The organism is Variovorax sp. DAIF25 (assembly GCF_050711835.1).
Classification (GTDB): Bacteria; Pseudomonadota; Gammaproteobacteria; order Burkholderiales; family Burkholderiaceae_C; genus Variovorax.
Genome location: NZ_CP136636.1, coordinates 3044750 through 3064695, shown reverse-complemented (window position 1 = coordinate 3064695; position 19946 = coordinate 3044750). Strand labels below are relative to the sequence as shown.

The window sequence follows — 19946 nt, the reverse complement described above, 5'->3', positions numbered from 1 at the left end:
CCGTGGCGGCCATCGCCCTGCGCGCGCTCAGCGCGTGAGCCTGCCGGCCGTCGCGCGCATCGCGTCCGACAGCGACTTCAGGGCGCACCGCGCCGGCGCATCGGAGACGCCCGCATGCAGCACCACGTCGCGCGCGGGCAGCGGCGGCAGGCCCAGCACCGGGCCGACCTCGATCGTGCCGGCCGGCGCCACGCGGCGCCCGAGCGCGGCCACCGCGAGTCCGGCCGAGACGGCCGCGCCCACCGTGAGGATGCCGCCGCCCACGAACACCTCGGACCACGGCACGCCGCCCTGCGCCAGCGCCGTGACGGCCATCTGCCGCACGCTGCAGGGCTCGGCCTGCGTCGCCAGCGGCAGCGGCTCGCCCGAGCGGTGGATGAAGTCGGGCGCGGCCATCCAGCCGAAGGGCTCCTCGAACAGCACCTCGCCGTCGAGCCGGCGGCTGTCGTGGCGCAGCACCAGCACGGCATCGAGCGTGCCGCGGTCGAAGGCCTCGAGCAGTTCGCGCGAGGTGGAGATGCGCACCTCCATCACCACGCCGGGCTCGGCCTGCTTCACGCGGCGCAGCAGCAGCGGCAGCTCGGCGCCGACGATGTGGTGGCTCAGGCCCACCACCAGCCTGCGGCGCGGCGCCGCGAAGGCATCGAGCGCGCCGCTGTGCGCGGCCAGCAGGTTGCGCGCGAAGGGCAGGAAGGCATCGCCCTCGGCCGACAGCCGCACGCGGCGCGGCGTGCGCTCGAGCAGCCGGCGGCCCAGCCCGTCCTCGAGCCGCTTGATGCGCAGGCTCACGGCCGACTGGGTGCCGTCGAGCGCCTCGGCCGCGCGCGTGAAGCTGCGCAGGTCGGCCACCAGCACGAAGGCCTGCACGGCCTCGATGTCGAGCGCCTTCATGGCGCGCGCCCGTCGAAGGCTGGGGGATCGGTGGGGACGATGGAAGGCGCGCTCATTTCGATGCGATCATTTCACAAGGCATTCGCCCGCGTGTTCCGGCGCGGCACATCGACCCTCCACAGAAAGAGACATCCCGTGTCCCTCGAAACCCACTCCCCCGTCAATGCGCCGCTGATCGGCGTGCCCGGCGGCCGCCAGCAGCTCGACACGCCGGCGCTTCTGATCGAGCTGAGCGCGATGACGCGCAACATCGAGCGCATGGCCGCCTTCGCGCGCTCGCGCGGCGTGGGCCTGCGGCCGCACGTGAAGACGCACAAGTCGGTGGCGATCGCGCGCATGCAGGTCGCGGCCGGCGCCATCGGCGTGAGCTGCGTGACGGTGGGCGAGGCCGAGGTGATGGTCGCGGGCGGCATCCCGGGCGTGCTGCTGACCTCGCCCGCGGTCACGCCGAGCAAGATCGCGCGCGTGCTCAAGCTCGCGCGCCAGGCCGGCCCCGGCGGACTGATGGTGGTGATCGACGATCCGCGCAATGCCGCCGAGCTCGCGCGCGCGGCCGCCGCCCTGCCCCATCCGCTCGACGTGCTGGTCGACTACGGCGCGGGCTACAACCGCACCGGCGCCGCCACCGAGGCCCAGGTGCTGGCGCTGGCCGCGGCGATCGCGGCCGAGCCGCGGCTGCGGCTGCGCGGACTGCAGGCCTATGCGGGCAACCTGCAGCACATCGTGGAGCGCGAACATCGCAGCGCCTCGGCCGCGGGCCTGCGCAGAACGGTGGCACAGATCGTGGCTGCGGCGGAGCGCCAGGGCATCCGCTTCGAGATCGTGACCGGCGCCGGCACCGGCACCCACGACCTCGATGCGCAGGGCGACGGTTTCACCGAGCTGCAGGCCGGCTCGTACGTGTTCATGGATGCCGAGTACGCGCAGGTGCTGGCCGGCAATGCGCCCGGCCAGGAGTTCGAGGTCTCGCTGTTCGTGCAGACCGCCGTGGTCAGCACGCAGGCGGCCGACTGGGTGACGGTGGACGGCGGCAGCAAGTGCTTCGCCACCGACAGCGGCGTGCCGCTGGTGGCGCGCGGCGCCGGCGCGGGCAGCCGCTATGCCTTCTTCGGCGACGAGCACGGCAAGCTGCTGGTGCCGGCCGACGAGCGCCCGGCGCTGGGCGCGCGTGTCGAGTTCGTGACGCCGCACTGCGACCCGACCGTGAACCTGCACGACGTCTACCACGTGGTCGAGGACGACACGCTGGTCGCCATCTGGCCGGTGGATGCGCGCGGGAAGCGCTGAAGAAGAAGAGGAAGAAGGCCGCTCAGACGCGCGGCAAGGCGGCCAGGTAGGTCGACACCACGATCGCGGCCGCGCGGTCGAGCTGCAGGATGTCGGCCACGTCGAAGGCATGCGGCGCGGTGCGCCCGGTGGCGCCCAGCGGCTTGCGGATCTCGACCAGCACCTCGGCCGCGAGCTCGCGATCGCTGCGCGGACGGCCGTCGGCATGCATCACCCAGGCATCGACGTCGTCCATCGCGATGGTGCGGAACACACCCACGATCGGGACGTACTTGTAGCGATCCTCGCCCACCAGGATGGGGACGTTGAGGTTGCAGAAAAACGTGGTCGTCGACATGCAGGATCGCTGCCGCGTGGCAAAGCTTTTAATTGTTGATGAGTGTGATGCGAAGGATTTCCCATGGCGGCAGAGCTCACGACACCCGGCCGTGACCTTCTGCACACAAACCGTCCCAAACAGTGCCGTCGCATTCAAAACGAATACTTACATTTTACATGTTCGTAAATCTTTGTGTCGCAAAGGCGTCCATTTGTTACTTAATTCATTCGTAAAGATGTGACGCATGCACGTTCATGGCGTTGTCATCCCGCGCGACGACGAGCCGGCGCGGCCGCGCCGCCATGGGCCGGCCTCGGCATGTACCTGCAATGACGATGCGTACGGAAGGGCTCGACGGCGCCGCGCGAGGCGGACGTGCGCTGTCGGCGCCTGAGCCCGGCGCCGCTCAGTCGGGCGCGGTGAAACGCGGCGCGCGCCGCTCGATGTTGGCGCGCACCGCCTCGACCTGGTTCGGGCTGCCGATCAGCGCCTGCTGCTCCACCGACTCGGCGATCAAGAGCTCGGCCGCGCTGTGCGCCAGCGAGGCATTGAGCAGCCGCTTGCCGGCGCGGATCGCATCGGGGCTCTTGCCGGCGATCTCGTGCGCCATCGCGAGCGCCTCGGCCAGCGGATCGGCCGCGAGGCGCGTGGCGAAACCGAGCTGCAGCGCCTCCTCGCCCGAGAACACGCGGCCGGTGTAGGTGAGCTCGCGCACCACGTCGCTGCGCGCCAGTTCGCGCATCAGCACCATGCCGCCCATGTCGGGCACCAGGCCCCACTTGATCTCCATCACCGACAGCCTGGTGTCGGGCGCGACGATGCGGATGTCCGCGCCCAGCGCCACCTGCAGGCCGCCGCCGAAGGCCACGCCGTGCACCGCGGCGATCACCGGCACCGGCACCTCGCGCCACACCATCGCGACCTGCTGCGCGGCATTCGCGAGGCCGTGCGTGCGTGCCACCAGCCCGGCGCCGCCGGCCGACTGGCCCAGCACCTCGCCGGCCGCGCCCTGCTCCATGCGCTGGAACGAGGCCATGTCCAGCCCCGCGCAGAAGGCCTTGCCGCGCCCGGCGATCACCACCGCGCGCACCGTGGCGTCGGCGCGCAGCGCTTCGCCGGCGGCGATCAGCGCATCGAACATCGCGGGGTCGAGCGCGTTCATCTTGTCGGCGCGGTCCAGCTGCAGTTCCACCACGCCGTCGGGGTGGCGGATCGTTTCGATGCGTTCGGTCATGCGGTGTGTCTCCTGGGGTCGTGGGCAAAGTATCGCGCGCCGCGGTGCTCGGCGATGATGGCGGCTGTCGCCGACCCAACACCCGAACCGCCGTCCATGTCCCTCGACCGCCGCCGCTTCCTGCAATCGGGCACCGCCGCCGTGGTGGCGCTGCTGGCCCAGCACCCTGCGGGGGCCACCAAGCCCACGGTGTCCATCGAAGGCGGAGAAGCACTGGGCTTCACGGCCGTGTCGGCCTCGCTGCGCGACGCGGTCGTGGTGCCGCCCGAGTACGAATGGCAGCTGCTCTACCCCTGGGGCACGCCCACCGGCATCGCGGGCCAGCCGATGCCCGCCTTCGCGCCCGACGGCGGCAACAGCGCCGCCGACCAGGCGCTGCAGGCCGGCATGCATCACGACGGCATGCATTTCTTTCCGCTCGCCACGCCCGGGCGCGCGCTGCTCGTGATGAACCACGAGTACACCGACGAGCAGTTGCTGCATGCCGACGGCGCGAAGGAATGGAACGCGCAGAAGGTGCGCAAGTCGCTGCATGCAATGGGCGTGTCGGTGATCGAGATCGCGCGCACGCCCGAGGGCGGCTGGCGCCAGGTGCTGCCCTCGCCCTATGCCCGCCGCGTGCACGGCAACACGCCGATGCGCATCGCCGGCCCGGCCGCGGGTTCGCCGCGCCTGCGCACCGCGCTCGATCCGGCCGGCACCGAGGTGCTAGGCACCTTCGCCAACTGCGCGATGGGCGTCACGCCCTGGGGCACCTACCTGACCTGCGAGGAGAACTTCCACGGCTACTTCGGCGGCCCGAAGGAGGCGGCCAAGGAGGCCACGCCCGCGCAGCGCCGCTACGGCACGGTGGCGGGCTCGCAGTGGGTCGAGTACTGGCGCTTCGACGAGCGCTTCGACCTGAGCCGCCATCCCAACGAGCCGCACCGCTTCGGCTGGGTGGTCGAGATCGATCCCTTCGACCCCGCCGCGAAGCCCGTCAAGCGCACCGCGCTGGGCCGCAAGCGCCAGGAGAGCGCGACCTGCACCGTGACCAGGGACGGCCGCGTGGCGGTCTACATGGGCGATGACGCGCGCTTCGAATACATCTACAAGTACCTGAGCACCGACCGCATCGCGCCCGCCGGCGAGGGCTCGCGCGCGGCGGCCAATGCGCGGCTGCTCGACGAGGGCACGCTGTACGTCGCGCGCTTCGACGCCGACGGCCGCGGCCGCTGGATCGAGCTCGTGCACGGCCGCCACGGGCTCGATGCCACGGCCGGCTTCGCCGACCAGGCGGAGGTGCTGGTCCATGCGCGGCTCGCGGCCGACGTGGTGGGCGGCACGAAGATGGACCGCCCCGAGTGGATCGCGATCAGCCCCGGCGGTGAGGTCTACGTCACGCTCACCAACAACAGCCAGCGCGGCGACCTCGGCAAGCCCGGCCCCGATGCCGCGAACCCGCGCGCAGACAACCTGTTCGGCGGCATCCTGCGCTGGCGCGAGGACGACGGCGACGCGGCGAGCGCGGGCTTCGCCTGGGAGCATTTCGTGCTCGCGGGCGACACCGCGCAGCCCGGCAGCGGCGCGCGCTACCCGAGCGCCGATGCCGACCTGTTCGGCAGCCCCGACGGCCTGCACTTCGACAGCGGCGGCCTGCTGTGGATCCAGACCGACATGAGCGGCCAGCTGATCGGCAAGCCGCCCTATACCGCCCTGGGCAACAACCAGATGCTGGTGGCCGACCCGGCCACGGGCCGCATCAAGCGCTTCCTGACCGGACCCAGCGGCTGCGAGATCACGGGCTGCGTGGTCGCGCCCGACCGCCGCGCGCTGTTCGTCAACGTCCAGCATCCGGGCGAGTCGCGCGACGACGGCAGCGCCACCCACAACAGCGCCTGGCCCGACGGCACCGCACCGGGCAGCGCGCGGCCGCGCTCGGCCACGCTGGTGATCCGGCGGCGCGACGGCGGCATCGTCGGTACCTAGAGGAGACCACCCATGAGCATCCGCATCGTTCGACTCGGCACGCCGCGCAGCCCCGGCGAAGGCCTGCGCGTGGGCACCGTGCGGCGTCCGCCGCGCGGTGTGCCCAAGAGCGAATTCGCGTCGCAGGACTGGTACGACGTCTGGTACCCGAACCTCGCGCCCTCGACCGAGACCATGAAGCTGGGCCAGGCCGCGCAGACGCCGGCCGAGTGGAATGTGTTCATGCGCAAGTACAAGGCCGAGATGGCCGAGGCCGACGCGAGCCGCAGCCTCGACCTGCTCGCGGCGCTTTCGCACCAGACCGCGCTGGCCGTAGGCTGCTACTGCGAGGACGAGTCGCGCTGCCACCGCTCGCTGCTGCGCGGCCTGCTGGCCGAGCGCGGCGCCGACATCGCGGCCTGATCAGAGCTGCGGCAGCGCCGCGAACACCGGCAGGGCCTCGGCGCGCGCGGCATGGGCCGCGAGCGCCGGACAACGGGCCGGCACCACCAGCTCGGGCAGCATCAGCTGCGTGAACGACCAGGCGACGGCCGCCGACACGGCGTCCTGCGTCAGCGCCGTTTCTTCGGCGGTCCACGGCGCCACCGCCACCTCGCGCTCGAGTTCGTCATAGGCCGCCAGCAATTGCCCCAGCACCCGGTCCACCCAGGGCTGGTGCAGCTTCTCGGCCGGGCGCAGGTTGCGCTCGTAGACGATCTGCACCGTCTTCTCGCAGGCCGCGAGCGCGAGCCCGGTGAGGCGCAGCGCGCGCAGCCGCGCCGCCGCTTCGGCCGGCCACAGGCTGCGGCCGGCGAGGAACTCGGCGTACTCGACGATCAGGGTCGAATCCATCAGCACCGCGCCGTCGTCGAGCACCAGCGTCGGCGCCTTGACCACCGGGTTGATCGCGCGGAACTGCTCGAAGGTGCTGAACACCGAGAGCGAGCGGTGTTCGAAGGGAATGCCCAGCAGCCGCAGCGAGACGGCGGTGCGGCGCACATAGGGCGAGTCGAGCATGCCGACGAGTTGCATCGAGGGGTCCTCCTTCTTGTCTTGAACGAAGCCACGACCTTAGCGGCGCCTGCGCGCGCGGGCCACGGGCATTCATCGAAAATCGGCGCTCCCGGCCGATGGACCATCGGCGAACCCTTCCGCTCATCGCGCATGGACATCGACAAGAAAGACCGCCTGATCCTCGAAGCCCTGCAGGCCGACGCGCGCCAAAGCCTCGCGGCGCTGGGCAAGCGCATCGGCCTGTCGCAGCCGGCCATGAGCGAGCGCGTGCGCAAGCTCGAGGACGCGGGCGTGATCGAGGGCTACGGCGCGCGCGTCAACCTGCGCGCGCTCGGCGTGGGGCTGCAGGCCATCATCCGCATCGACACCACGCATGCGGGCATCGCGCGCTACCTGAAGCTGTTCGAGCAGATGCCCGAGGTGCTGAGCGCCGACCGCGTGACCGGCGAGGACTGCTTCATCGTGCGCTGCGCGATCGCCGAGCCGGCCGACCTCGAGCGCGTGGTGGACGCGCTCGCGGTCGACGGCGCGGTCACCACCTCGCTGGTGCTGTCGAGCCCCGTGAACAAGCACGTCACCGTGCACGCGGCGAAGCCGCCGAGGAAGTAGCGCGCAGGCTCAGCGCTGCGTCTTGTCCTTCTGGTTCTGCGCCTCGATGCGCTCGCGCGCGGCCAGCCAGTCGCCGTCGCTCCACTGGCGCAGCTCGTAGAAGTTGCCGCCGTTGGCCAGCGCGTTGGCGCCGTCCATCATGATGCTCTGGCCCGTGAGCCAGTCGCACTGGCCCGGCGACATCAGGAAGGCCGCGAGGTTCTGCAGCTCGCTCATGCGGCCGGTGCGCGCCATCGGGCTCATCGCGATGGTGCGCGCGCCGGGCTCCTCGCCGGGGTTCAGGCGCTTGCTCATGCCCTCGGTCGGGATCTCGCCCGGGCCCACGGCATTGAGCCGCACGCCGTAGCGCGCCCACTCCACCGCGAGCGACTTGGTCATCACCTCGATGCCGGCCTTGCTCATCGCCGAGGGCACCACGTAGGGGCTGCCGTTGTCGACCCAGGTCACGATGATGCTCATCACGCTGCGGAAGGCATCGCCGGCCTTCCACTGGCCCGACTTGGCCTCGGCCACCCAGCGCTTGCCCACGGCCTGCGTGACGTAGAAGCTGCCGTGGAAGACGATGTTCGCGATCGCGTCGAAGGCGCGCGGCGAGAGGCTCTCGGTCGGCGAGACGAAGTTGCCGGCCGCGTTGTTCACCAGGCCGGTGAGGCCGCCGCTCTGCCAGAGGCTCTCGACCATCTCGTCCACGCTCTGGGCAACGCGGATGTCGACGCCGAAGGTGTCGATGCGCCGTTCGGGAAACTGCTGGCGCCATTCGGCCGCGGTCTCCTCGCAGACCGACTGGCGCCGGCCGCAGATCGCGATGTCGGCGCCCAGGCCGAGGAAGCGCTCGGCCATCGCGCGGCCGAGCCCGGTGCCGCCGCCGGTCACGAGGATGCGCTGGCCGCTCATGAGGGAAGGTTGGAACATGCGTCGTCTCCTGGAGGTTTGCCTGACGGCGGCCATGCTACGCGCGGCGGGCGCCGCGCGCATCGGGGGCCGGGTCGCGGGCGCGACGCGGGGCTGGGGCGAGAATGGCGCCATGCCCGACTCCATCGACGCCTCCTCGCAGCCGCTCGCCGGCGTGCGCATCCTGAGCCTCGCGCTCAACCTGCCCGGCCCGGCCGCGCTGCTGCGCTGCCGCCGCATGGGCGCCGATTGCCTGAAGCTCGAGCCGCCCGCGGGCGACCCGATGGCGCTCTACAACCAGGCGGCCTATGCCGCGCTGCACGAGGGCATCGCCATCGAGACGGCCGACCTCAAGAGCGAGGCCGGCCAGCGCGCGCTGCACGAGGCGCTCGCGCGCACCGACGTGCTGCTGACCTCGTTCCGTCCCTCGGCGCTGGCCAAGCTCGGGCTGGACTGGAACGCGCTGCATGCGCGCCATCCGGCGCTGTCGCAGGTGGCGATCGTCGGCGCCCACGGCGAGCGCGCCGAGGAGCCAGGCCACGACCTGACCTACCTCGCCGAGAGCGGCCTGGTCACCGGCACTGCGCTGCCGGCCACGCTGTTCGCCGACATGGGCGGCGCGTTGCTCGCGAGCGAGGCGGTGCTCAAGGCCCTGCTGCTGCGCGCGCGCGGCGCCACGGCCGAGGGCGTGTACCTCGAGGTCGCGCTCAATGTCTCGGCCGACTGGCTCGCGCTGCCGCGCACCTGGGGCCTGACGCAGCCGCAGGGCGCGGTCGGCGGCGCGCATGCGGGCTACCGCGTCTATCCCTGCGCCAACGGCCGCGTGGCGGTGGCCGCGCTCGAGCCGCATTTCGCCGCCCGGCTGTGCGAGGCCGCGGGCCTGGCCTCGCGCGACATGATGGCGCCGGCCACGCATGAGGGCGTGGCGGCCTGGATCGCACAGCGCAGCCGCGCCGAACTCGAGGCGATGGCGCGCGAGCGCGACGTGCCGCTGCTCACGCTGGCGGACTGAAGCCCGCAGGGCCGGCGGACCTCAGAGCTTGATGCCCGCCGCCTTCACCGTCGGCCCGAGCACCGCCACCTGCTCCTTCACGATGCCCTCGAAGCGGGCCGTCGTCTCGGGCTTGGCGACGATGCCCAGCTCGATCAGCTTCTTCTGCACCTCGGCCATGGCCAGCACCTCGTTGCAGGCGGCGTGGAGGCGCGCCACCACCTCGGGCGGCAGCTTCGCGGGACCGCTGAGGCCGAAGAAGTTCTCGAGCACCAGCTTGGGCTGCCCGACTTCGGCAATGGCCGGCACCTCGGGCATCAGCGGCGAGCGCGCGCTGCCCGTGACCGCCAGCGGCACCAGCTGGCCGCTCTTGAAGTACGGCACGTAGGCGGTGATCACGTCGATCCCCACGGGAATGGTGTTGGCGATCAGGTCGGTGGTCATCGGCGCGCCGCCGCGATAGGGCACATGCTCCAGGTGCAGCCCGGTCACGCGGCGGATCAACTCGCCGTGGATATGGCCGATCGAGCCTGGGCCACCCGAGCCGAAGTCCAGCCGCCCGTCCTTGCGCGCGCGGGCTTCGAGGTCGGCGAAGCTCGCGATGCCCGAGCCCTTGCTGGCCATCACCACCAGCGGCGCCGAGCCCAGCGCGGCGATGTGGCTGAAGGCCGCGACCGGGTCGTAGGGCTGCTTGTCGAGCGTGAACGGGCCGAGCGCGATCGGCGTGGTGTTCGCGAGCATCAGCGTGTAGCCGTCGGGCGCCGCGGCCGCCACCTGGGCGCCGCCGATGGTGCCGCCCGCGCCGGGCTTGTTGTCGATCACCACCGCCTGTCCGAGCCGGCGCGCGAGCTGCTCGCCCATCACGCGCGCCAGGATGTCGCTCGAGCCGCCCGGCGGGAAGGTCACGACGATCCTGATCGGCCGGTCGGGCCACTGCGCGAAGGCCGGCAGCGCGAGCGCGGCGGCGCCGGCCGCCAGCAGCTGCAGTGCGCCGCGGCGCGTGGGACGGACGAGGGAGGGGGCGGTGGAAGTCATGGCGCGGTCCAGCAAGAGCAATGCCCGCACTCTAGGAACGCGCCCATGGCACGCCAATCGCTAGCGCCTTATGCGCGGCATAGCAAAGCGCCGGGCCTGCACGATGGCCTGGCACCAAAGCTGTGCAGCGCCCTTCCCTCCATGTCCCGCGCCAACGATCCTTTCGACACCTACCTGCTGCGCGTCTTCGCCGTGCTGCTGGCCGAGCGCAGCGTCTCGCGCGCCGCCACCCGCCTCAACCAGTCGCAGCCGGCCGTGAGCACCGCGCTCAAGCGGCTGCGCGAGATCTTCGGCGACCCGTTGCTGGTGAAGGACAAGCAGCGCATGGTGCCGACCGAGCGCGCGCTGCGGCTCGAAGCCTCGGTGCGCGTGGTGCTCGGCGAGATCGACGCCCTGCTCGCGCCGGCCGACAGCTTCGATCCCGCGACCACGCGGCTGACCTTCCATCTCGGCACGCCCGACTACCTGGCGCCGCCGCTGATGGCCGCGGTGGTGCAGTACCTGCGCGGCACCGCGCCGGGCGCGCGCCTGTTCATGCATCCGCTCGGGCCCGAGTTCGATGTCGAGGCCGCGCTGGCCGACGGTTCGCTCGACGTGGTGGTCGGCAACTGGCCGCAGCCGCCCGAGCACCTGCACACCACCTTGCTGATGGAGGACGAGATCGTCTGCCTGGTCGACCGCGACCACCCGGGCGCGCAGGGCCTCGCGTTGAGCGACTACCTGCACGGCGCCCACGTGGTGCCGCAGCTCTACAGCACCCTGCAGCGCGGCGTGGTCGAGAGCCACCTCGCCACGCTGCGCCTGGCGCGCACGCCGACCGTGACGGTGCCCTACTTCTCGATGGCGCCGCAGCTCCTGCCCGGCACCGACCTGATCTTCACCACCAGCCGGCACTTCGCGCAGCACTACGCCGCGCTGCTGCCGCTGGCGATCGTGCCGGCGCCGCTCGACTTTCCGCCGATGCGCTTCTACCAGCTCTGGCATGCGCGCCACCAGCGCGCGCCGGGCCACGTGTGGTTCCGCTCGCTGCTGTCGGCCGTGATGCGCACGGCCGGCGCCACGCGGCATCTGCGGATGCCGCCGGCGAAGGCCGCCGCGGCACCGCTGACCCTGGACCGGACCTGAGCGGCCGCGTCAGCGGCCCAGCCCTTCGCGCTGCCGGTCCTCGCGCTTGAGCGCGAGGTAGGTGTCGAGGTCGATCTCGTGCAGCTGGCGCGGGAACTGCTCGGCGGCCGCGAACCAGTGGCGCTGCCGCTGCTCGGACTGGCCCTTGGCCTCGGCCGCGAGGTAGGCATCGAGCGTGAGGAAGTAGCGCATCGCATTGCGCTCCACCAGCCCGCGCATGCCGCGGATGTACTCGGGCTTGCCGTCGGGCGTCTGCCCCACCACCGTGAAGCCGACCTTGTCGCGCCCGAAGGTCGCGAGGTAGGCCTGGGTGGCGAGCTTCACCATCAGGCTGTGGTCGTAGCTGTAGCTGAAGTGCAGGAAGCTCTTGTGCTCGTCGAGCGCCACCGCCTCCAAGGTGACGTGGTAGTTGCTGGTGCCGAACGGGCCGCTGGCGGCCGACAGGTCGATCATCAGGTGCTCGGGCGTCGCGCTCGCCACGCGGTAGGCGAAGGGCAGCTCGAAGGCCTGGTCGACCGGCTTGTCGTAGCGCCGCACCACGTAGAGCGTGAGCGTCTCGCGGCCCGGCGCGCCGCTCACGCGGCAGCGCCGGTTGTTGACGTGCAGCAGCATCAGCTCGCACCAGTTGGCCGAGCCCTTGAGCGCGCTGCCGACCTCCGACAGCGGATGCTCCACCACCGCGTAGACGTCGCCCTGCAGCCCGTCGGGCGTCTCGATCGAATCGAGCTGCACCGGGCGGCCGAAGCTGCTGCGCTCGAGCTTGTCCTTGATCTGCTTGTGCCGGGCACGCAGCGCCTGCGCGGGCGCTTCGCCGGCTGCCGGCTCGCTGGCCGTGGGCGCGGCGCCGGCCTGGAGACTGCCCGCCAGGAGCCAGCCGCACAGGGCGGCGCCGCAGGCACGCCACAGGTGCCGCGCTGGCGAGAACATGCCGGGGCCCGGCCGGTAGAACGAAATGCTCATCGGACCACACCATACAACGGCGCGGCCTTTCGCGTGCTCGGGCGCTTCCCGCGCCCTTGCCCCGTGCGCGCCGGCGCGGACGCACCCACAATCGCGCCGAGCGCCTCCCGCTCGCCAAGGAAGACACCATGCCCCTCGTCCGCATCGACCTCCCCGACACCGCTCCCGAGACGCTCGGTCCGGCCATCGGCGATCTCATCTACCAGGTCATGACCGAGACCATCAACGTCCCCAAGGACGACAAGTTCCAGGTCATCGCGCGCCATCCGCCGGGGCAGCTCGTGCATCCGCGCAGCTACCTGGGCATCGAGTATTCGGCGCGCTTCGTGCTGATCCAGATCACGCTGAACCAGGGCCGCAGCATCGAGATGAAGAAAGCCTTCTACCGGGGCGTGGCCGACGGGCTGCACGAGAAGCTCGGCATCCGGCGCGAGGACGTGTTCATCAGCCTGGTCGAGGTGGTCAAGGAGAACTGGTCGTTCGGAAACGGAGAGATGCAGTACGCGTAGCCCAGGCGCCGCCGGCCAATGCCACGCCCGGCAGCACCAGCGCGAGCGCGATCCAGGTCGAGGCCGTGAGCGGCTCGCGCAGCAGCCAGGCCGCGCCCACGGCGGTCATCAGCGGCACCAGCGCGCCCGAAAGCGAGGCACGCGCCGCGCCCAGCCGCGCCACGGCCAGGCCGTAGAGCGCCAGCCCCAGCAGGCCCGCGAACAGCCCCTGCCCCACGGCCTGCAGCGCCACCTCGCGCAGCGGCGCGCTCAGCAGCTTCGGCGCGCCCGCGAACCACAGCAGCGGCAGCAGCAGCACCGTCGAGCCGAGGTTGATCGCGGCCGCGCCCTGCCAGGCCGTGAGGCCGCTGCGGCGCAGCGCCAGGGTGTAGCCCGACCACAGCAGCGCGGCAAGCAGGAACAGCAGGTCGCCGCGCCATGCCGAGGCGGCCGCGGCCAAGCCGCCGAGGCCGGACACCGCGAGCCCCGCGGCCATCAGCGCCAGCCCGAGGCAGCGCGAGCGCGCGGGCCGCTCGCCATCGAGCCACCAGCTGCCGAGCGCGGTGAACAGCGGCACGCTGCCGGCCACGAACACGCCCATGTGGGCGGCCGGCGCCCACTGCGCGCCGGCCATCACCACCAGCCCGAACGGCAGGCCGCCGCCGAGCACCAGCAGCGCGCCCTGCCGCGCCGGCAGCGCGCGCAGCGCCGCGCGCGAGGCCCATGCCACCGGCAGCAGCACCAGCGCGGGAATCGCATAGCGCAGCACCGCGAGCTCCAGCGGGCCGAGCGAGGTGGTGACGCCATGGCGCGAGGCGATCTGCCAGCCGCTGCCGATCAGCGCGGTGGCGAGCGCGGCGAGCACGCCTGTCCAGGGAAGGGATCGGTTCATGCGGCCAGTCTGGCCGTGCGCGCCCGGCGGCGCTATCAAGATCCTGCGCAGCTGCGTGCGGACTTACGCGGCGTGCAGCGCGCGGCGCGCCTCGCCGGGCGTCACGCCGACCTCGCGCAGGAACAGCGCGCCCAGGTGGCTCTGGCTGCAGAAGCCGAGCGCGTGCGCCAGGCCCGCGAGGTCGCGTTCGCCGGCATCGAGCTGCGCGAGCGCGGCGGCCAGCCGCAGGTGCAGCCGGTACTGGTGCGGACTCAGGCCGGTGCGGCGGCGAAAGCTGCGCGCCAGATGGAACGGCGAACTGCTGGCCGCCTCGGCCAGTTCGTGCAGCGACAGCGCACGGCCGTCGACGGCCTCCGCCGCCAGGCAGCGCCGTGCACGGCCCACCGCGCCCTCGCTGTGCGCGGCGCCGCCGGCCGCGAGGGCCTCGGCGATCAGTCGCGGCGTGGCATCGACGGCATCGAGCCCCGCCTCGAGGCGGCGCCAGTGCAGGCGCAGCCGGTACAGGGCGCGTGGCGACAGCAGGCGCTGGGCGCCGTCGCCAGTCCAGGGCGCATCGGCCACGCCGTCGGTGGCGCTCACGACCACGCTGCAGCGCGGCTCGCGCGCCTGGGGGCGCAACTGGTAGCGCTGCGCAGGCGCCACGCGCAGGGCCGTCAGCGCATCGATCCAGGCACCGTGGCCGTCGTCGCCGCGGAACTCCATCGCGGCGGCATCGAAGGGCAGCACCAGCCGGCCCGAGGGCGCGGTGTAGACGGGACTCCATTGCGGCGCGGTCGCGTGCGAACGCACGCGCTCGACGCGCCAGCGCGGGTCGGCGACCAGGAGGATGCGTTGCTGCGCCATGGCGGCCGGGGCGATCACCGGAGCCGGATCGCCCGCCGCTTCAGCGCACCTTGCGCGCCGAGGGCTTGGCGCCGGCGGGCTTGGCCGAGGGGCGGCCCGAACCGGTGTCGCGCGGCGGCAGCCCGGTGTGCTGCGTAAGGATGCGGCCCTTCGAGGGCTTGACCATCGGCAGCTTCACCGACGGCGCCGCCTTGGCGGTCTTCACCGGGGGCGCGCTGGTCGAGTTCTTGCGGCGCGCGCTGGTGTAGCCGCCGTCGGTCAGCGGCTGCCAGGTCGGGATCAGGTGGTGCTTGCCGTTGCCGATCAGGTCGGCGCGGCCCATGGCCTTGAGCGCCTCGCGCAGCAGCGGCCAGTTGTTGGCGTCGTGGTAGCGCAGGAAGGCCTTGTGCAGCCGGCGCCGCTTCTCGCCGCGCACGATGTCCACCGTCTCGCTCTCGCGCGTGATCTTGCGCAGCGGGTTGCGGTTGCTGTGGTACATGGTCGTGGCCGTGGCCATCGGGCTCGGGTAGAAGGTCTGCACCTGGTCGGCGCGGAAACCGTTCTTCTTGAGCCAGATCGCGAGGTTCATCATGTCCTCGTCGCTGGTGCCCGGATGCGCGGCGATGAAGTACGGGATCAGGTACTGCTTCTTGCCCGCCTCGGCCGAGTACTTCTCGAACATCTGCTTGAACTTGTCGTAGCTGCCGATGCCGGGCTTCATCATCTTGCTGAGCGGGCCCTGCTCGGTGTGCTCGGGCGCGATCTTCAGGTAGCCGCCCACGTGGTGCTGCACCAGTTCCTTGACGTACTCGGGCGACTGCACGGCGAGGTCGTAGCGCAGGCCCGAGCCGATCAGGATCTTCTTGATGCCGCGCAGCGCACGCGCGCGGCGGTAGATCTTGATCAGCGGATCGTGGTTGGTGTTCAGGTTCTGGCAGATGCCCGGGTACACGCAGCTGGGCTTGCGGCAGGCGGCCTCGATCTCGGGCGACTTGCAGCCGATGCGGTACATGTTGGCCGTGGGGCCGCCGAGGTCGGAGATGGTGCCGGTGAAGCCCTTCACGCTGTCGCGGATGGCCTCGACCTCCTTGATGATCGAGTCTTCGGAGCGGCTCTGGATGATCCGGCCCTCGTGCTCGGTGATCGAGCAGAAGGTGCAGCCGCCGAAGCAGCCGCGCATGATGTTCACGCTGAAGCGGATCATCTCCCAGGCCGGGATCTTGGTCGCGCCGTCGTGGCTGCCGTTCTCGTCGGCATAGCGCGGATGCGGGCTGCGCGCATACGGCAGGTCGAACACGTGGTCCATCTCGGCCGTGGTCAGCGGGATCGGCGGCGGGTTGATCCAGACGTCGCGCGCGGTCGTGCCCTCGCCATGCGCCTGCACCAGTGCGCGCGCATTGCCGGGGTTGGTCTCGAGGTGCAGCACGCGGTTGGCGTGCGCATAGAGCACCGGGTCGGCGCGCACCTGCTCGTACGAGGGCAGGCGGATCACCGAGCGGTCGCGCGGCGGCACCTTGGTCTTGCCGCGGCCCTGCAGCGCGGGGTTGGGCACGAACTGCAGCGGCTTGATGGCGGGGTTCACCACCGCGGCGGCGGCTGCCGCTGCGGCCGGCGAACCGGCGACCTCGGCCGCCTTCGCGACGGCCTCGGCCTCGTCCTCGCGCGCGCAGCTCGCGCCGTTGGCCTTGGCCTGGTCCGAGACCATCAGGTAGGGATTGACGTGCGCCTCGACGCGGCCCGGCTCGTCCACGCTCGTGGAGTCGATCTCGAACCAGCCTTCGGGCGTTTCGCGGCGCACGTAGGCGGTGCCGCGCACGTCGTCGATCTGGTGCACCGGCTCGCGCGCGGCGAGACGATGGGCGATCTCGACGATGGCGCGCTCGGCGTTGCCGTACAGCAGCAGGTCGCACTTGGAGTCGACCACGATCGAGCGGCGGACCTTGTCCTGCCAGTAGTCGTAGTGGGCGATGCGGCGCAGGCTGCCTTCGATGCCGCCGAGCACGATCGGCACGTCGTTCCAGGCTTCCTTGCAGCGCTGCGAATAGACGATGGCCGCGCGGTCGGGCCGCGAACCGCCGACGTCGCCGGGCGTGTAGGCGTCGTCGCTGCGGATCTTGCGGTCCGCGGTGTAGCGGTTGATCATCGAATCCATGTTGCCGGCGGTGACGCCGAAGAACAGGTTCGGCTTGCCGAGCGCCTTGAAGGGCTCGGCACTCTGCCAGTCGGGCTGGGCGATGATGCCCACGCGGAAGCCCTGCGCCTCGAGCATGCGGCCGATCACCGCCATGCCGAAGCTCGGATGGTCGACGTAGGCGTCGCCCGTGACGATCACGATGTCGCAGCTGTCCCAGCCGAGCGCCTCCATCTCCTGGCGCGAGGTCGGCAGGAACTTCGCCGTGCCGAAGCGGGCTGCCCAGTACTTGCGGTAGCTGGTCAGCGGCTTGGCGGCGCGCGCGAAAAAGGAGACGTCGACGGGGGCGTTCATCAAATGGGGGTGGTGCGGCAGGCGGCCTCGAACGGAAACGAGAGATGCGGCTGCGATGGGTAACCCGCGATTTTAGGGTTTTCCACCCTTCCTGTCCCGTGAAAGCGGTGGCGCGGCTTCGGGATTAGGGGCATCGGCCCAGGGAAGGCACCGCCTTGCCATGCCGGCATTGAAAGCCTCAGTCATTCAATTGCTTGCTTTTGTCAATCAATTGACGGATAGTCGCCCCCATGCCGACCACCGAATCCCCCGCCGTTCCCGCTGTTCCTGTCGAAGCCGTCAAGGCCGTGCGCCGTTTCAACCGCTTCTTCACGCGCCAGGCCGGCGTGCTCGAGCCCTACCTCGGCGGCGCGCTGCCGCTGACCGAAGTGCGCGTGCTCTACGAACTCGCGCACCGCGACGCGCTGGTCGCGACCGATCTCGCGCGCGAACTGGGCCTGGACGGCGGCTACCTGAGCCGCATCCTCAAGCGCTTCGAGACCGAGGGCTGGATCGTGCGTTCGCCGAGCCCGCGCGATGCGCGCCAGAGCCTGCTGACCCTGACCGAGGCCGGCCATGCCGCCTTCGCGCCGCTGCAGCAGAAGTCGCGCGAGGAAGCCGCCGCCCTGCTCGCACCGCTGCCGCCACGCGAACGCGAGCAGGTGGTCGAGGCCATGGGGCGGATCGAACGCCTGCTCGACCCCGCGGCACCGCGCGCGCCCACGCGCACGGTGGTGCTGCGCGATCCCAAGCCCGGCGACATGGGCTGGGTGGTGCAGCAGCACGGCGAGCTCTATGCGCGCGAATACGGCTGGAACAGCGAGTTCGAGGCGCTGGTCGCGGAGATCGTGGCGCAGTACCTCCGCAAGCTCCAGCCCGAATGGGAAAAGGGCTGGATCGCCGAGCTCGACGGCGAGCGCGTGGGCGCGATCTTCGTGGTGCGCAAGTCGGCCACCATCGCACAGCTTCGGCTGCTGCTGCTCACGCCCGCCGCGCGCGGCCTGGGCCTGGGCAGCCGGCTCACCGACGAGTGCATCGCCTTCGCGCGCGCCAAGGGCTACCGCAAGATGGTGCTGTGGACCAACAGCTGCCTCACGGCCGCGCGTGCGATCTACGCCAAGCGCGGCTTCGAACTCGAGAAGACCGAAGCCTACGAGGGCTTCGGCCAGCAACTGGTCGGCGAGACCTGGTCGCTGAAGCTCTGATCCTGCCTTGCTCCTTCCCCCTCTGGGGGAAGGTCGGGATGGGGGCACCGGGCGTTTCCACCGCCGCGGCGCCTTGCGAGCGCCCGTGCCCCCACCCCTGCCCTCCCCCAGCGGGGGAGGGAGAAGACTCACTGCATGTACCAGCCATGGCTCACCACCAGCGACTGGCCGGTGAGCGCATTGGTCGGGAAGGCCGCGAACAGCAGCGCCACGCGCGCCACGTCGTCGGTGGTGGTGAATTCGCCATCCACCGTTTCCTTGAGCATCACGTTCTTGATCACTTCCTGCTCGCTGATGCCCAGGGTCTTGGCCTGCTCGGGGATCTGCTTCTCGACCAGCGGCGTGCGCACGAAGCCCGGGCAGATCACGTTGGCGCGCACGCCGTGCTTGGCGCCTTCCTTGGCCACCGTCTTCGCGAGGCCGATCAGGCCGTGCTTGGCCGTCACGTAGGGGGCCTTGAGCAGCGAGGCTTCCTTCGAGTGCACCGAGCCCATGTAGATCACGCTGCCGCCACGGCCCTGCGCATACATGTGCTTGAGGCAGGCCTTGGTCGTGAGGAAGGCGCCGTCGAGGTGGATCGCGAGCATCTTCTTCCAGTCGGCGAAGCTGAACTCCTCGACCGGATGCACGATCTGGATGCCGGCGTTGCTCACCAGGATGTCGATGCCGCCGAAGGCCTTGGCGGCCTCCTCGACCGAGGCGTCGACCTGTGCCTCGTCGGTCACGTCGACCGCCACGCCGATGGCCTGCGCGCCCGTGGCCTTGAGCTCGGCCGCGGTGGCGTCGGCGGCGTCCTTGTTGAGGTCGGCGATGACGATCTTCGCGCCTTCCTGCGCGAAGAGGATCGCGATCTCCTTGCCGATGCCGCTGGCCGAGCCGGTGATGTAGGCGACCTTGTCCTTGAGTTGCATGGTGGTTCCTTGGGTTAGGGTTGCGAAGAAGACGAAGAAGAGGAAGCAGCGAGGTAGTCGAGCTCGACCGTGCCGAGCGCGAGCGTCATGTCGGCGATGTAGTGCACGGCCGATTCGACCTTGCGCACCGGCAGCTCGGCCACCGGCGCGAGCGCATGCGGATGCAGCTCGAGCGAGGCCGGGCCGGTCCAGGCGCCGTGCAGCGTGACGTCGACCATGTGGTAGCGCACCAGCTCGCAGATGCGCGGCGTGCCATCCACGTGCGGAATGATCTTGAGCAGGAAGTTGGGCTGCGCGATGCCTGCAAGGATCGGGCCGGGCTCGAGCGCGCGGTGCTTGAAGCCCATGGTGGCCTTGGCCACGCGCAGCTTGCCGTAGTCGAGGGTGCCGACGATGGTGTCGGTCTCGTAGTCGAACTGCGGCGAGGCCAGCTTCTTCGGAAAGCCCCAGAGCTCGCGCCCGCCCGCGATCGGCGGATGGTCGTTGAGGTACATCGCATGCACGTAGGCGCCCTGCTCCAGGCCGCGCGCGGTGCGCAGTTGCACCGGGATGACCTGGCCCGACTCGGTGTAGTCGCCGAAGCCGGTGGAGTCGGGCATGCGGATGAACTCGTACTTGACGAGCGGCTCGACCACCTCGAGCGGCTCGGGCACCACGGCGCGCAAGGCGTCGAGGTCGGTGCGGTAGGTGATCACCATGAACTCGCGCCGCATGAAGCGGTACGGTCCGGGCGGAAAGGCGGGGCTGGTCAGCGGCATGGCGAAAGCCTGGCGCCGCACGTCTTCAATGTTCACGACATTCCTCCTTTGAAGCATCTTGAATCCGGCAACCAGTCTCGTGCCGGTTTCTTAGCCGGGGCTG

20 protein-coding genes are annotated in these 19946 nt (G+C 71.1%); 8 read left to right on the top strand and 12 right to left on the bottom strand.

Annotated features, from left to right (window positions below):
- Positions 1 to 27: 27 nt before the first annotated feature.
- Positions 28 to 891, bottom strand: coding sequence for a LysR family transcriptional regulator (locus tag R0232_RS14155; RefSeq protein WP_431512496.1), 864 nt, complete (start codon positions 889 to 891; stop codon positions 28 to 30).
- Positions 892 to 1026: 135 nt separating this feature from the next.
- On the opposite strand from R0232_RS14155, the gene R0232_RS14150 reads away from it, so the two are divergent.
- A complete protein-coding gene (locus R0232_RS14150; protein WP_431512495.1) occupies positions 1027 to 2178 on the top strand; it encodes a DSD1 family PLP-dependent enzyme in 1152 nt (383 codons plus the stop codon).
- Positions 2179 to 2200: 22 nt separating this feature from the next.
- Here the strand turns inward: R0232_RS14150 and R0232_RS14145 are convergent, their stop codons facing one another.
- Positions 2201 to 2515: a hypothetical protein gene (locus R0232_RS14145; protein ID WP_093342549.1), complete on the bottom strand. Its 315-nt coding sequence runs from the start codon at positions 2513 to 2515 to the stop codon at positions 2201 to 2203.
- 388 nt (positions 2516 to 2903) lie between these two features.
- Positions 2904 to 3731, bottom strand: a complete 828-nt coding sequence (locus R0232_RS14140; protein WP_431512494.1) for a crotonase/enoyl-CoA hydratase family protein — start codon at positions 3729 to 3731, stop codon at positions 2904 to 2906.
- Positions 3732 to 3827: 96 nt separating this feature from the next.
- On the opposite strand from R0232_RS14140, the gene R0232_RS14135 reads away from it, so the two are divergent.
- A complete protein-coding gene (locus tag R0232_RS14135) occupies positions 3828 to 5699 on the top strand; it encodes a PhoX family protein (RefSeq protein ID WP_431512493.1) in 1872 nt (623 codons plus the stop codon).
- Positions 5700 to 5711: 12 nt separating this feature from the next.
- Positions 5712 to 6101, top strand: coding sequence for a DUF488 domain-containing protein (locus R0232_RS14130; RefSeq protein WP_093342554.1), 390 nt, complete (start codon positions 5712 to 5714; stop codon positions 6099 to 6101).
- Here R0232_RS14130 and R0232_RS14125 read toward each other — a convergent pair whose 3' ends face one another.
- Positions 6102 to 6710 carry a glutathione S-transferase gene (locus R0232_RS14125; protein ID WP_431512492.1) on the bottom strand — a complete coding sequence of 203 codons (609 nt, stop codon included), beginning with the start codon at positions 6708 to 6710 and terminating at the stop codon, positions 6102 to 6104. It abuts the gene before it with no gap.
- Positions 6711 to 6842: 132 nt separating this feature from the next.
- Between R0232_RS14125 and R0232_RS14120 the strand changes: the two genes are divergently transcribed.
- Positions 6843 to 7301, top strand: coding sequence for an Lrp/AsnC family transcriptional regulator (locus tag R0232_RS14120; protein ID WP_057594273.1), 459 nt, complete (start codon positions 6843 to 6845; stop codon positions 7299 to 7301).
- A gap of 9 nt (positions 7302 to 7310) precedes the next feature.
- Here the strand turns inward: R0232_RS14120 and R0232_RS14115 are convergent, their stop codons facing one another.
- A complete protein-coding gene (locus R0232_RS14115; protein WP_057594274.1) occupies positions 7311 to 8213 on the bottom strand; it encodes an SDR family oxidoreductase in 903 nt (300 codons plus the stop codon).
- Positions 8214 to 8325: 112 nt separating this feature from the next.
- On the opposite strand from R0232_RS14115, the gene R0232_RS14110 reads away from it, so the two are divergent.
- Complete coding sequence (locus R0232_RS14110; RefSeq protein ID WP_431512491.1) at positions 8326 to 9204, top strand: CoA transferase; 879 nt, start codon at positions 8326 to 8328, stop codon at positions 9202 to 9204.
- Positions 9205 to 9225: 21 nt separating this feature from the next.
- Here R0232_RS14110 and R0232_RS14105 read toward each other — a convergent pair whose 3' ends face one another.
- Positions 9226 to 10218 (bottom strand): Bug family tripartite tricarboxylate transporter substrate binding protein, encoded by a 993-nt coding sequence (locus R0232_RS14105; RefSeq protein ID WP_431512490.1) that lies wholly within the window; start codon positions 10216 to 10218, stop codon positions 9226 to 9228.
- A 141-nt stretch (positions 10219 to 10359) separates the two neighbouring features.
- On the opposite strand from R0232_RS14105, the gene R0232_RS14100 reads away from it, so the two are divergent.
- The gene (locus R0232_RS14100) at positions 10360 to 11343 is read left to right on the top strand and encodes a LysR family transcriptional regulator (RefSeq protein ID WP_431512489.1); all 984 of its coding nucleotides are present in this window, start codon (positions 10360 to 10362) and stop codon (positions 11341 to 11343) included.
- A gap of 9 nt (positions 11344 to 11352) precedes the next feature.
- Here R0232_RS14100 and R0232_RS14095 read toward each other — a convergent pair whose 3' ends face one another.
- Positions 11353 to 12303, bottom strand: a complete 951-nt coding sequence (locus tag R0232_RS14095) for a hypothetical protein (RefSeq protein WP_431512488.1) — start codon at positions 12301 to 12303, stop codon at positions 11353 to 11355.
- Positions 12304 to 12431: 128 nt separating this feature from the next.
- On the opposite strand from R0232_RS14095, the gene R0232_RS14090 reads away from it, so the two are divergent.
- The gene (locus R0232_RS14090) at positions 12432 to 12812 is read left to right on the top strand and encodes a tautomerase family protein (protein WP_431512487.1); all 381 of its coding nucleotides are present in this window, start codon (positions 12432 to 12434) and stop codon (positions 12810 to 12812) included.
- On the opposite strand, the gene R0232_RS14085 is transcribed toward R0232_RS14090, so the two are convergent.
- The 3 genes from R0232_RS14085 to R0232_RS14075 form a co-directional block, all read right to left on the bottom strand.
- On the bottom strand, positions 12766 to 13683 hold the full coding sequence (locus tag R0232_RS14085; RefSeq protein WP_431512486.1) for a DMT family transporter: 918 nt from the start codon (positions 13681 to 13683) through the stop codon (positions 12766 to 12768). The two genes, R0232_RS14090 and R0232_RS14085, sit on opposite strands and share 47 nt — an antisense overlap.
- Before the next feature lie 63 nt (positions 13684 to 13746).
- A complete protein-coding gene (locus tag R0232_RS14080; protein WP_431512485.1) occupies positions 13747 to 14544 on the bottom strand; it encodes a helix-turn-helix domain-containing protein in 798 nt (265 codons plus the stop codon).
- A gap of 22 nt (positions 14545 to 14566) precedes the next feature.
- The gene (locus R0232_RS14075; protein ID WP_431512484.1) at positions 14567 to 16990 is read right to left on the bottom strand and encodes a YgiQ family radical SAM protein; all 2424 of its coding nucleotides are present in this window, start codon (positions 16988 to 16990) and stop codon (positions 14567 to 14569) included.
- A gap of 230 nt (positions 16991 to 17220) precedes the next feature.
- On the opposite strand from R0232_RS14075, the gene R0232_RS14070 reads away from it, so the two are divergent.
- Complete coding sequence (locus R0232_RS14070; RefSeq protein ID WP_431512483.1) at positions 17221 to 18174, top strand: bifunctional helix-turn-helix transcriptional regulator/GNAT family N-acetyltransferase; 954 nt, start codon at positions 17221 to 17223, stop codon at positions 18172 to 18174.
- 128 nt (positions 18175 to 18302) lie between these two features.
- Here the strand turns inward: R0232_RS14070 and R0232_RS14065 are convergent, their stop codons facing one another.
- Together R0232_RS14065 and R0232_RS14060 are read right to left on the bottom strand one after the other, a co-directional pair.
- The gene (locus R0232_RS14065) at positions 18303 to 19085 is read right to left on the bottom strand and encodes a 3-hydroxybutyrate dehydrogenase (protein WP_431512482.1); all 783 of its coding nucleotides are present in this window, start codon (positions 19083 to 19085) and stop codon (positions 18303 to 18305) included.
- A 14-nt stretch (positions 19086 to 19099) separates the two neighbouring features.
- Positions 19100 to 19879, bottom strand: coding sequence for an acetoacetate decarboxylase (locus R0232_RS14060; RefSeq protein WP_093342574.1), 780 nt, complete (start codon positions 19877 to 19879; stop codon positions 19100 to 19102).
- Positions 19880 to 19946: the final 67 nt, after the last annotated feature.